The sequence below is a fragment of the Streptomyces muensis genome, assembly GCF_021474425.1.
In the GTDB taxonomy this organism is placed as follows: Bacteria; Actinomycetota; Actinomycetes; order Streptomycetales; family Streptomycetaceae; genus Streptomyces; species Streptomyces muensis.
Genome location: NZ_JAKEIP010000275.1, coordinates 1 through 10508 on the forward strand (window position 1 = coordinate 1; position 10508 = coordinate 10508).

General features: G+C 68.6%; 12 protein-coding genes. 7 read left to right on the forward strand and 5 right to left on the reverse strand.

Annotation, left to right across the window (positions count from 1 at the left end; all coding sequences use genetic code 11):
* Positions 1-113: 113 nt before the first annotated feature.
* Positions 114-1592 carry a cellulase family glycosylhydrolase gene (locus L0P92_RS37160; RefSeq protein WP_234767479.1) on the forward strand — a complete coding sequence of 493 codons (1479 nt, stop codon included), beginning with the start codon at positions 114-116 and terminating at the stop codon, positions 1590-1592.
* 88 nt (positions 1593-1680) lie between these two features.
* On the opposite strand, the gene L0P92_RS37165 is transcribed toward L0P92_RS37160, so the two are convergent.
* From L0P92_RS37165 to L0P92_RS37175, 3 genes are all read right to left on the reverse strand, one after another.
* Positions 1681-2151, reverse strand: a complete 471-nt coding sequence (locus tag L0P92_RS37165; RefSeq protein ID WP_234767480.1) for a hypothetical protein — start codon at positions 2149-2151, stop codon at positions 1681-1683.
* Positions 2152-2251: 100 nt separating this feature from the next.
* Positions 2252-2485, reverse strand: coding sequence for a DUF397 domain-containing protein (locus L0P92_RS37170; RefSeq protein ID WP_234767481.1), 234 nt, complete (start codon positions 2483-2485; stop codon positions 2252-2254).
* 63 nt (positions 2486-2548) lie between these two features.
* Entirely contained in the window at positions 2549-2737 is a 189-nt protein-coding gene (locus L0P92_RS37175) for a hypothetical protein (RefSeq protein ID WP_234767482.1), read from the reverse strand.
* Between the two features lie 176 nt (positions 2738-2913).
* Between L0P92_RS37175 and L0P92_RS37180 the strand changes: the two genes are divergently transcribed.
* Both L0P92_RS37180 and L0P92_RS37185 read left to right on the forward strand, forming a co-directional pair.
* Positions 2914-3681: a DUF6879 family protein gene (locus L0P92_RS37180; RefSeq protein WP_234767490.1), complete on the forward strand. Its 768-nt coding sequence runs from the start codon at positions 2914-2916 to the stop codon at positions 3679-3681.
* Positions 3682-3699: 18 nt separating this feature from the next.
* Positions 3700-4548 carry a helix-turn-helix domain-containing protein gene (locus tag L0P92_RS37185; RefSeq protein WP_234767483.1) on the forward strand — a complete coding sequence of 283 codons (849 nt, stop codon included), beginning with the start codon at positions 3700-3702 and terminating at the stop codon, positions 4546-4548.
* A 251-nt stretch (positions 4549-4799) separates the two neighbouring features.
* Here the strand turns inward: L0P92_RS37185 and L0P92_RS37190 are convergent, their stop codons facing one another.
* Positions 4800-5225, reverse strand: coding sequence for an ATP-binding protein (locus tag L0P92_RS37190; RefSeq protein ID WP_234767484.1), 426 nt, complete (start codon positions 5223-5225; stop codon positions 4800-4802).
* A 188-nt stretch (positions 5226-5413) separates the two neighbouring features.
* Between L0P92_RS37190 and L0P92_RS37195 the strand changes: the two genes are divergently transcribed.
* The 3 genes from L0P92_RS37195 to L0P92_RS37205 all read left to right on the forward strand — a co-directional run bounded on the left by L0P92_RS37195 (position 5414) and on the right by L0P92_RS37205 (position 6881).
* On the forward strand, positions 5414-6283 hold the full coding sequence (locus L0P92_RS37195) for a helix-turn-helix domain-containing protein (protein ID WP_234767485.1): 870 nt from the start codon (positions 5414-5416) through the stop codon (positions 6281-6283).
* Entirely contained in the window at positions 6280-6456 is a 177-nt protein-coding gene (locus L0P92_RS37200; protein ID WP_234767486.1) for a DUF397 domain-containing protein, read from the forward strand. The genes L0P92_RS37195 and L0P92_RS37200 overlap by 4 nt, the downstream gene beginning before the upstream one ends.
* A gap of 185 nt (positions 6457-6641) precedes the next feature.
* Complete coding sequence (locus L0P92_RS37205) at positions 6642-6881, forward strand: hypothetical protein (RefSeq protein ID WP_234767487.1); 240 nt, start codon at positions 6642-6644, stop codon at positions 6879-6881.
* A 67-nt stretch (positions 6882-6948) separates the two neighbouring features.
* Here L0P92_RS37205 and serC read toward each other — a convergent pair whose 3' ends face one another.
* A complete protein-coding gene (gene serC, locus L0P92_RS37210) occupies positions 6949-8067 on the reverse strand; it encodes a phosphoserine transaminase (protein WP_234767488.1) in 1119 nt (372 codons plus the stop codon).
* Between the two features lie 180 nt (positions 8068-8247).
* Between serC and L0P92_RS37215 the strand changes: the two genes are divergently transcribed.
* Positions 8248-10508, forward strand: a 2261-nt coding sequence (locus L0P92_RS37215) for an FAD-binding and (Fe-S)-binding domain-containing protein (RefSeq protein WP_234767489.1), incomplete at its 3' end; no start/stop codon positions are given.

Here is a 10508-nt window from a genome sequence, read left to right on the forward strand (position 1 = left end):
TTTCAACCCATAAGACGGAATCCGAGATTATATAACCGGTCTGGTGGGCTCGGATTTGTGTATACGAGACTGGGGCGGGGGGGGGGGCCGCTGACGCGGCGGGGTCCGGTGCCGTGGGGGCCGCCGAGGCCGCTGTCGCACCGGCCGTTGCCGCGGGGGCCGCCGCCGAGGCGGGCGCCGGCTACTGGCACACCAGCGGTCGGCAGATCCTGGACGCGGCCGGGCAGCCGGTCCGTATCGCCGGGATCAACTGGTTCGGCTTCGAGACCGGCAACCACGTCGTCCACGGCCTGTGGGCCCGTGACTACAAGAGCATGCTCGACCAGATGAGATCGCTGGGCTACAACACCCTCCGCCTCCCGTTCAGCGACGACATCCTCAAGTCCGGCACCATGCCCGACAGCATCAACTACGCCGACGGCAAGAACGCCGACCTGCAAGGGCTGACGTCCTTGCAGGTGATGGACAGGATCGTGGCGTACGCCGGCCAGATCGGCCTCAAGATCGTCCTCGACCGGCACCGTCCCGACGCGAGCGGCCAGTCGGCGCTCTGGTACACCACGGCGGTACCCGAGTCGACCTGGATCGCCAACCTCAGGTCACTGGCGACGCGTTACGCCGGCAACCCGACCGTCGTCGGCATCGACCTGCACAACGAGCCGCACGACCCCGCCTGCTGGGGCTGCGGCGACACCACCCGCGACTGGCGCCTCGCCGCCCAGCGGGCCGGCAACGCGGTCCTGTCCGCCAACCCGGACCTCCTCGTCATGGTCGAGGGCGTCCAGTCGTACGACGGCGTCAACGGCTGGTGGGGCGGCAACCTCATGGGCGTAGCCCAGCACCCGGTCCAGCTCGACGTCCCGAACCGGCTGGTGTACTCGGCCCACGACTACGCCACCAGCGTCGCCCAGCAGCCCTGGTTCAGCGACCCGTCCTACCCCGCCAACCTGCCGGGCGTCTGGGACAAGTACTGGGGCTACGTCTTCAAGCAGAACATCGCCCCGGTCTGGCTCGGAGAGTTCGGTACGACACTCCAGTCGACGGTGGACCAGAAGTGGCTGTCCACGCTGGTGACCTATCTGCGCTCGACGTCGACGTACGGCGCGGACTCCTTCCACTGGACCTTCTGGTCCTGGAACCCCAACTCCGGTGACACGGGAGGGATCCTCAAGGACGACTGGCAGACGGTGGACACGGCGAAGGACGGCTACCTGGCGAGCATCAAGGCACCGGGCTTCCCGGAAGGCGGCGGAGGCGACCCCGACCCGGACCCCGACCCCGGCGGGGGCACCGCGACATGCAGCGCCGCCTACACCGTGACGAGCGACTGGGGCGGCGGCTTCAACGCCGAGGTGAAGGTGACCAATACGGGAGCGTCTCCCGTCAAGTCCTGGAAGGTGACGTGGACCTGGCCCGGCTCCCAGCAGGTCACGTCCATGTGGAACGCGTCGTACACCCAGAGCGGCTCCACGGTGACCGCGTCCAACGCCGGGCACAACGGGGCTCTCGCGGCGGGTGCTTCGGCGAGCTTCGGGTTCGGGGGCGCGCCCGGGGGCGGGGGTGTGCCGAGTGTGAGCTGTACGGCGACCTGAGTACGACGTGTATGGCCACGTGAGCGCGAGGGACGCCCGGGTCGGTGCCGGGTGTCCCTCTGTCTCTCCAGGGTCGGCCATGGGTACCTCACCCTGCCAGCGGACACGGGAGTTCGCGGGACGGGTGGCTCGGGTCGCACATCACCAAGGCCAGGGAAAGGTACGAGGGTCGTTCGAGGTAGAAACCGAGGGACACGTCACTGCCTGCTGCCAGCCGCTCGGCGGCGGAGATGACGAGACGGGTCAGATGACGGGCGTCGCGATGAGCGGGGGAGGCGAACCGGGGCGCGTACTCGGCCAACCGGTCGCTGAGCCAGGCTGCCGCTTCCCTCGGATCAGGCCAGGTGCCGCGGACGAGCGAGCGTGGCTTGACGAGCCAGTACGCCGTTTCCAACGGTGGCAGATCTGATGCCGGGAACAGTGCGGCCACCTCGCGGTACCGCTGGATCAGTTCCGGCCGGCTTCCCGCGGGCGGAGGTTCCGGATGGGGTGGGCGTCTCAGCGCTTCCTGGTCGAAGCGGGACTTCGGGCCCGTCCACAGGTAGGCGTGGTGGTGCATGGGGGCGTCCGGTTCGGTGTGCGCGACTTGTGGGAGGCGGGGGAGCCGGTCCTGGAAGGGAGGGGGTACGCCGTTCAGGACCGGCTGGGAGAGGGGTGACTCAGACGGGCAGGCCGAAGAGCTCCGGGTCGATGCCGGCCGCGTGCAGCTCCGCCGACGTGAAGCGCAACGGCTGCGCGTCCGGCCTCTTGCTGTCACCGAGAGCCCAGGCGTCGTCGCCGATCCGGGCCAGGGTCACGCACGATTCCCCGTCGGGGTGAGTGTTGCCCCCGCATGCCTTCACGAATGAGGCACCGCTGAGGTCGAGTGCGTACAGGTCGATTCCGTTCAGCATGGCTTGCACCTTCCTGCTCGACTGGTGGGGTTCGGGGAGGGAGGCGGGCTCGCACTTCCGGTGCTACGGCCTTTCGTGCACACCGGAGGTGTGGTCCCGGATCTCGGTGGCGTGGCGTACGGCCTGCGCGATGTCGCCTAGCTGTTTGCGGGCGAGGAGCTGCCGCCAGTTCGCCGCGCAGATGTCACAGCCGGTGGCGGGGACGCAGTCGAGCAGCCAGGTGTCGAAGCCGCTGGGTAACTGCGTTGTCATGGCGTGCCTCCCCGGGTGGTGTGGCTTCGGGGACGACCGTAGGGAGGGGGAGGGGCGCCAGGGAGAGAATATTCTCCGTTATTCTCGCGCGGTCACTCTGAATGCATGGACATTCACTCAGAGAGACGGGCAGGCTGGGTGCGCAACATCAACGAGGGCCAAGGGAGTTGTCGTTCATGGCGCGTAGGTTGCGGTTCAACGGGACGGGGAGCGACGTCGGCGGGTGCCCGTCCCTGCATGAGGACTTGGACAGCGGGGAGATCATCGTGCATGGGCCTCCTCTCACCGACGGCGGAGATGTGGCGCAGCTCCAGCACCTCACGGATGGAGAAGTCGCCGTCGTGGTACCTCGTGAGCTGCTGGTGGACTGGGCACCGAAGGAGGCGAATCGGCAGGTGCGGACGATCGATCTGGACGAGTTCGGCGACTTGTTCGGCAAGTTCGAGCACACGGCATGGCGCCTGGAGACCCGTCGGCGGTACGCGAGTGACGAGGCAAGCGACCGTTGGGACGCGTTCATTGAGACCGGCAGCGTCGTGGAGGACTGGCCGGAAGGATCGCCGGCCAAGGCGTTCCGCGACACGATCCGCACGCAGACCGCACAGGGAAAGCGTGTCGAGCGGGTGCGGCTCGTGGACCAGCCTCCCACCACTGGTCAGCGCTACCTCCTCGGTGGTGCCAGGTGGAACATCGCGACCGGTGAGGACATCCGCAACATGTGGCGTGCCGACGCGGAACGGCTCCGCCTCCCCGCCGAGGACTTCTGGCTGTTCGACAGCCGTCTCATTGCGCTTCTCCGGTTCGATGACGACGACCAGCTCACCCACGTGGACCTAATCACGGAACCGGCAGAGGTGGTGCGCTGCGCCATGATCCGGGATGCTGCTTGGCACCACGCCGTACCGTGGAAGCAGTTCACGGCCGAGATGCACGGCGGCGCGTAGGAGCATGAACGGGTACTGGTGAGCACGGACTATCAGAGGGCACGCGCGGAACTGGGCCGCAGGCTCAGGGAACTACGCGTCGAGAGCCCCGATGGTCGGCTCACCGGTACCGAACTAGCCCAACGGCTGGGGTGGCCGCAGTCGAAGGTCAGCAAGTTGGAGAACGGCAGACAGACCCCCACGGACGATGACCTTCGAGTATGGACCGAGGCTGTGGGGCAGCCTGCGGTGTTCCAGGAGCTGCGTGCCCGTCTGAAGGGCTTCGAGAGCCACATCCGCTCATGGCGGCGCCAACTCGCAGGAGGGCATGGCCCGGTCCAGGCGACCTGGAACACTCTCGTCTCCGACGCCCAGACCATGCACATGTTGAGCAACGCTGCTATCAGCGGGATGCTCCAGACAGCCGATTACGCTCGGTACGTCTTCGAGGGGCACTCCGCACTCCAGAATGCGCCACGGGACACGGAAGCCGCGGTGCGAGCTCGCATGAAACGGCAGGAGTGGCTGTACCAACCGGGCAAGCGGTTGAACCTGCTCATGCATGAGAGCGTGCTGTGGGCTCGTATCTGCCCACCAGAGGTACTGATGGCCCAGCTCGATCGTCTGCTCGGCGTGGTGGGCATGGATACCCTGCGCATGGGAATCCTGCCCCTGGATGCCAACCTGCCCCTGGCGCTGGGTAACTCCTTCTGCATGCTGGACGATCGCCTGGTTGTGGTCGAGGACTGGCACGCCGAACTCTGGCTCGACGACGCTGAAACGATCGCCCTCTACCGGCGCGTCTGGGACACCTTCGCAGAGTCCGCCGTCTACGGTGCCGACGCCCAGCAGGTGATCGCCCGCGTCCGCCGCAGCATCAAGGTCTGAGGGCGTACGGCCGTACCACGCCGTCGGAGGTCTCCCAGAGCGGCCTCCGCGAGGGGAGGGCGGTCGACCAGCACGCTTCGTCCTGCGGAAACGGCAAGCGATAGCCGGCCGCGCGGGAACGCCTGGCCCAGCGGTGCCAGCGGGCGTCGCGCGGGTTCGGTAACCGCCACACGTACGGGTCCGCCGCCCTCACATCTGGCCCGAGGTCCTGTTCCCGCACCGCAGGGCGGCTGCGCAGTCGGGCGACCGCGTCATAAACCAGCCGGAACATGAGCCCTCTCCGCGGTCACGGCGAGCGTGAACCGGGCCCACACACACTTCGCGTACGTTTCCTGTCGATGCCCCCAGGCGTCGGCCAGCCCCGCCACGAGTGCGAGCCCGCGTCCGCCTTCCTCGTCCGGGCCGGATTCGTGGGTCTGGGGGAGCCGGTCCCTGTCCGGGTCGGACACCTCCAGGAGCAGTTCCGGTCCGTCGAGGGTGAGTGCGACCCTGACCTGGGCGTACGGGGTACGGCAGTGGGTCACGGCGTTGGTGACGAGTTCGTTCGCCGACAGGACTACGGCGTCGGCGAGTTCGTCGGTGATGCCCCAGTCCGCGAGGGCCTTGCGGATGTGTTGGCGGGCGGTGGGGACGTGTCGTCTGCGCTTGGGGATGCGGAAGGTTTCGGTTGCGGGCATGGGGGTGCCGTACCTCCTGACGTGTCGTCAAGATGCGCTCCGTTGCGGCGCCTTTGCGAAGCTACGGGTGCGCGCATCTCCTGTGCAATGGCTTCAAGTGAATGCATGCGGTCGATCGCTCAATCGAGTGAAGCCCTCTCGGGGTGACTGTCTGTGTGGCATCGTTGCCGCAGGAGAGGGGAGGCCCCATGCCCGCAGGTGGACGGCCGACGGTGCGCAGCAGGCGCTTGGGTACGGCGCTCAGGCAGTACCGGCAGGCTGCCAAGCTGGATCAGCCGCAGGCCGCCGAGGTCATCGCGTCAAGCCAGGCCAGGATTAGCCGCCTTGAGACCGGACATGTCACCGCGCGCGTCATCGAAGTGCGACTGCTGCTGGACGCGTACGGAGTCAAGGATCCGGAAGTGTGCGCCAAGCTGGAGAAGTTGGCAAAGCACTCAAAGAACCGGGGCTGGTGGCTCGAACACGCGGAGCACCTGCGGCCGGACTACGTCGATCACATCGCGTTGGAGGACGACGCGACCTATATCCGCGAGTGGCAGCCTGTGATGATGCCGGGGCTTCTGCAAACTCCCGCCTATGCAGAGGCGGTTATCGCCCGCGGCCCTCACTACCTGGAGCCAGAACGGGCCGCCCAGTTGGTGAAGGTGCGCCTGGGCAGGCAGGCGAAGATCGAAGATGGCGGAGCGTCGTACACGGCCATTCTCTGGGAAGCCGTACTCGCGCAGCCGCTGGTGAGTGTCGAGGTTCATCGGGAGCAACTGACCGCGATTCTTGAAATCGGCAAGCGGAAGAACGTTACGGTGCAGGTGCTGCCGTTCAGCGCGGGCCTACTGGCCGGTTACTCCTCCGCCTTCTACTCCTTCAGCTTCGACGAGGAGCCGATGGTCGAAGCGGTCGCCATGGACAATCTGCGAGGCACGTCGGTCCTTGAAGGGCCCGAGGACCTCGCCGCTTACGCCAATGCGTTCGACCTACTACGATCCTCAGCGTTGACACCGGACGCGAGCGCGAAGCTCATCCGGGGCATACTGCGGAGCTTGAAGGAAGACACATCGTGACCGAGGTCGTTAGTCCCTTCTGGAAGTCCTCGTACTCCGGGCAGGAGAACGCCTGCATCGAGGTCGCCGACACCGCCCCCGGCGGCCGAGCAGTCCGCGACAGCAAGTTGCAGGACGGCCCTGTGCTCATCGTCTCCCGCGAAGGCTGGCAGGCCTTCCTCCAGCAGTTCTAGGCAATCGCACGTACGAAGGGCGCCCGCGACACTCCCGCTTGAGCGCCGTTTCACACCAGCATGCTGGTGCCGTGTGTGCTCCGGTTTCGCTCACGCCAAGGATCCGGCTCTGCCTGCGATACGGGAGGCGCTGGCGCCAGTGGTGGCAGACCGGGGCGAGGCTCGTGCATGACTGGAGGAAACTGATGGCCGCGTACACCCCGAACTTCCCCGGCTTCGGCAGCGTGATGGAGGAGACGTGGATCCGAGTCAGGGCCGAGGCCAAGGCTGAGGACGTTCTTCGGGCTTTTGAGGTGCGGGGAATCGAAGTCTCCGCTTCTGTCCGGAAGCGGGTCATGGCCTGCAACGAACTGGAGCTGCTGGGGATCTGGTTCGACCGTTCCCTGACCGTGGAGACCGCTGAGGAACTCTTCGCCGACAAGTAGCCGGAATTACACGAAGGGCGCCCGGTGACTGATCGCCGGGCGCCCTTCGGCGTCGTAGAGGAAACCGCTACAGCTTCTCGATCACATAGTCGATGCACTTCGTCAGCGCCTCGATGTCCGCCGGGTCGATCGCCGGGAACATGGCGACGCGGAGCTGGTTGCGGCCGAGTTTGCGGTAGGGCTCGGTGTCGACGATGCCGTTGGCGCGCAGGACCTTGGCGACGGCGGCGGCGTCGATCTCGTCCGTGAAGTCGATCGTGCCGATGACGGCCGAGCGCTTGGCCGGGTCGGTGACGAACGGGCTGGCGTACTTGATGTCCTCGGCCCAGCCGTACAGGGTGCGGGCGGAGGTGGCCGTGCGGCGGACCGCCCAGTCGAGGCCGCCCTGGCCGTTGATCCACTCCAGCTGCTGGTTCAGGAGGAAGAGGGTGGCGAGGGCGGGGGTGTTGTACGTCTGGTTCTTGCGGGAGTTGTCGATCGCCGTGGGGAGCGAGAAGAACTCCGGGACGTGGCGGCCGGACGCGTGGACGCGCTCGGCGCGCTCGATCGCGGCCGGGGAGAAGACGCCGATCCACAGGCCGCCGTCGGAGGCGAAGGACTTCTGCGGGGCGAAGTAGTAGACGTCGGTCTCGGAGACGTCCACCGGGAGGCCGCCGGCGCCCGACGTGGCGTCGACCAGGACCAGGGAGCCCTCGTCCGCGCCCGCCACGCGCTTGATCGGCATGGCGACACCGGTCGAGGTCTCGTTGTGCGTGAAGGCGTAGACGTCGACGCCCGCCTCGGCCTCCGGCTGCGGGTGCGTGCCGGGGTCGGAGGCGATGACGGTGGGCTCGGCCAGCCAGGGGGCCAGCTTGGCGGCCTTCGCGAACTTCGAGCTGAACTCACCGAAGTTCAGGTGCTGCGACTTGTTCTCGATCAGGCCGTGCGTCGCGACGTCCCAGAACGCCGTCGAGCCGCCGTTGCCGAGGATGACCTCGTAGCCCTCGGGGAGCTGGAACAGCTCGCGGATGCCCTCGCGCACCTGGCCGACCAGGTTCTTGACCGGGGCCTGGCGGTGGGAGGTACCGAGAAGGGAGGCTCCGGTCGCGGCCAGCGCGTCCAGCGCTTCCGTCCGCACCTTGGAGGGGCCCGCGCCGAAACGTCCGTCGGCGGGCTTGATGTCAGCGGGAATCTGGATCTCAGCCACGGGGGGAGCGTAGCTGTTTCTGGAAACCTCGGTGAAACCTCGTCCGTCGGGTGAGACGGGGTTTGTGTGGGCGTCGGAGCTGGGGGCTGCCGCCCCCAGACCCCCGCTTCGGCCTGAACGGCCTCGTCCTCAAACGCCGGACGGGCTGGAATGCCGGACGTCGGCTGGTTTGCTGGAGGCATGAGGGATCTAGAGGCTGCACTGCGTACCGCCGTCCGGGGCGAGGTCGGGTTCGACGTCACCTCCCGGGCACTGGTCACCATGGACGCTTCCAACTACCGGCGTGTCCCGATGGGTGTGGTCGCACCACATGATGCCGATGACGTGGCTGCCGTACTGGAGGTGTGCCGCGACCACATGGTGCCCGTCGTCGCCCGTGGTGGAGGCACATCCATCGCCGGCCAGGCCACCGGCACCGGCGTAGTCCTGGACTTCACCCGCCACATGAACAAGGTCGTGTCGCTGGACCCCGGGACCCGTACCGCCGTCGTCCAGCCCGGGCTCGTCCTCGACCGCCTCCAGGACGCCGCCGCCCCGCACGGGCTTCGTTTCGGCCCCGATCCCTCCACCCACAGCCGTTGCACGCTCGGCGGAATGATCGGCAACAACTCGTGCGGCTCGCACTCGGTGGCGTGGGGGACGACCGCGGACAGCGTGCGGGAGCTGGAGGTCATCAGCGGGTGCGGGGAGCGGCTGCGGCTGGGGCGGGAGTGGGCCGGTGCGCCGGAGGGGCTGCGGGAGCTGGTGGAGGGGGACCTGGCCCGGCTGCGGACCGGGTTCCCCGAGCTGCCCCGCCGTATCTCCGGATACGCGCTCGACGCCCTGCTGCCCGAGAAGGGCGCCGACGTCGCCCGTTCGTTCTGCGGGAGCGAGGGCACCCTCGGGATCCTCACCGAGGCGGCCGTACGGCTGGTTGAGGCGCCACGCGCGCGTGCGCTCGCCGTGCTGGCGTACCCCGACGAGAGCGCGGCGGCGGAGGCGGCCGCCGGGTTGCTGCCGTACGGGCCGCTGACGGTGGAGGGCATGGCGGCCGACCTGGTGCCCTCACCGACCGCGCTGCCGGCGGGCGGGGCCTGGCTGTTCGTCGAGACCGACGGGGAGTCCGAGAAGGAGGCACGCGCGCGTGCCGAGGCGATCGTGCGGGCCGCCGATGTCGTCGACGCCCTCGTCGTCACCGACCCGGCCGGGCAGCGGGCCCTGTGGCGCATCAGGGAGGACGCCAGTGGTACGGCGACCCGGATGCCCGACGGGAGCGAGGCCTGGCCCGGCTGGGAGGACTGTGCGGTGCCGCCGGCGCGGCTCGGAGCCTACCTGCGGGACTTCCGCGCGCTGCTGACCGCCCACGGGCTGCGCGGCACGCCGTACGGGCACTTCGGCGACGGCTGCATCCACGTCCGTATCGACTTCGACCTGCTCACGGAGGCAGGCGTCGGCCGCTTCCGGCGCTTCTCGGAGGAGCTCGCCGAGGTCGTCGTGGCACACGGCGGCTCGCTGTCCGGGGAGCACGGGGACGGGCAGGCACGGGCCGAGCTGCTTCCGAAGATGTACGGGGAGGAGTTGGTCGGTCTCTTCGAGCGGGCCAAAGGGGTGTGGGATCCCGACGACCTGCTCAATCCGGGCATGCTGGTGCGCCCCGCTCCGCTCGACTCGAACCTCCGGTTCGCCGTCCTGCCCCGCGAGCCGGTCGACGTCGCCTTCGGATACCCGGCCGACGGCGGCGACTTCTCGGCGGCAGTGCGGCGCTGCGTCGGGGTCGCCAAGTGCCGTACGACGTCGGCGAGCGGCTCCGCCGTCATGTGCCCGTCCTTCCGGGCCACCGGCGCCGAGGAGCACTCCACGCGCGGGCGTGCCCGACTGCTGCACGAGATGCTCGCCGGGGAACTGGTGACCGACGGGTGGCGTTCCACGGAGGTGCGGGACGCGCTGGATCTGTGCCTGGCCTGCAAGGGGTGCCGGTCCGACTGTCCGGTCGAGGTCGACATGGCCACGTACAAGGCGGAGTTCCTGCACCACCACTACGAGGGACGGCGCCGCCCGGCCGCGCACCACAGCATGGGGCGGCTGCCGGAGTGGCTGCGGCTCGTGGCACGCACGCGTACCGCCTCGCTGGTCAACGCCCTCGCCGCCGTACCGCCTTTGGCGTGGGCGGCGAAACGGCTCGGCGGGATCGCGCCGGAGCGGGAGATTCCGCGGCTGGCGACGCGGACGTTCAGCCGGTGGTGGGAGCGGCGGCGCGCCAAGCCGGTCGAGGGTCGGCGCGAGGGCGGTGAGCTGGTGATTCTGTGGCCGGACACCTTCACCGAGCACCTCTCGCCGTCCGTGGGGCAGGCGGCCGTACGCGTGCTGGAGGCGGCCGGGCTGCGGGTGGCGCTACCGCCGACGGTGCGTATGAAGACGTCGGCCGGGGCTGAGGGGGCCGGTGGGTCCAAGGGGGCCGGTGG

What these genes read in the sequence shown, in the direction of transcription:
- L0P92_RS37165 (WP_234767480.1), bottom strand. Translation starts at nt 2,151, where the DNA reads ATGCACCACCACGCCTACCTGTGGACGGGCCCGAAGTCCCGCTTCGAC.
- L0P92_RS37170 (WP_234767481.1), bottom strand. Translation starts at nt 2,485, where the DNA reads ATGCTGAACGGAATCGACCTGTACGCACTCGACCTCAGCGGTGCCTCA.
- L0P92_RS37175 (WP_234767482.1), bottom strand. Translation starts at nt 2,737, where the DNA reads ATGACAACGCAGTTACCCAGCGGCTTCGACACCTGGCTGCTCGACTGC.
- L0P92_RS37180 (WP_234767490.1), top strand. Translation starts at nt 2,914, where the DNA reads ATGGCGCGTAGGTTGCGGTTCAACGGGACGGGGAGCGACGTCGGCGGG.
- L0P92_RS37190 (WP_234767484.1), bottom strand. Translation starts at nt 5,225, where the DNA reads ATGCCCGCAACCGAAACCTTCCGCATCCCCAAGCGCAGACGACACGTC.
- L0P92_RS37195 (WP_234767485.1), top strand. Translation starts at nt 5,414, where the DNA reads ATGCCCGCAGGTGGACGGCCGACGGTGCGCAGCAGGCGCTTGGGTACG.
- L0P92_RS37205 (WP_234767487.1), top strand. Translation starts at nt 6,642, where the DNA reads ATGGCCGCGTACACCCCGAACTTCCCCGGCTTCGGCAGCGTGATGGAG.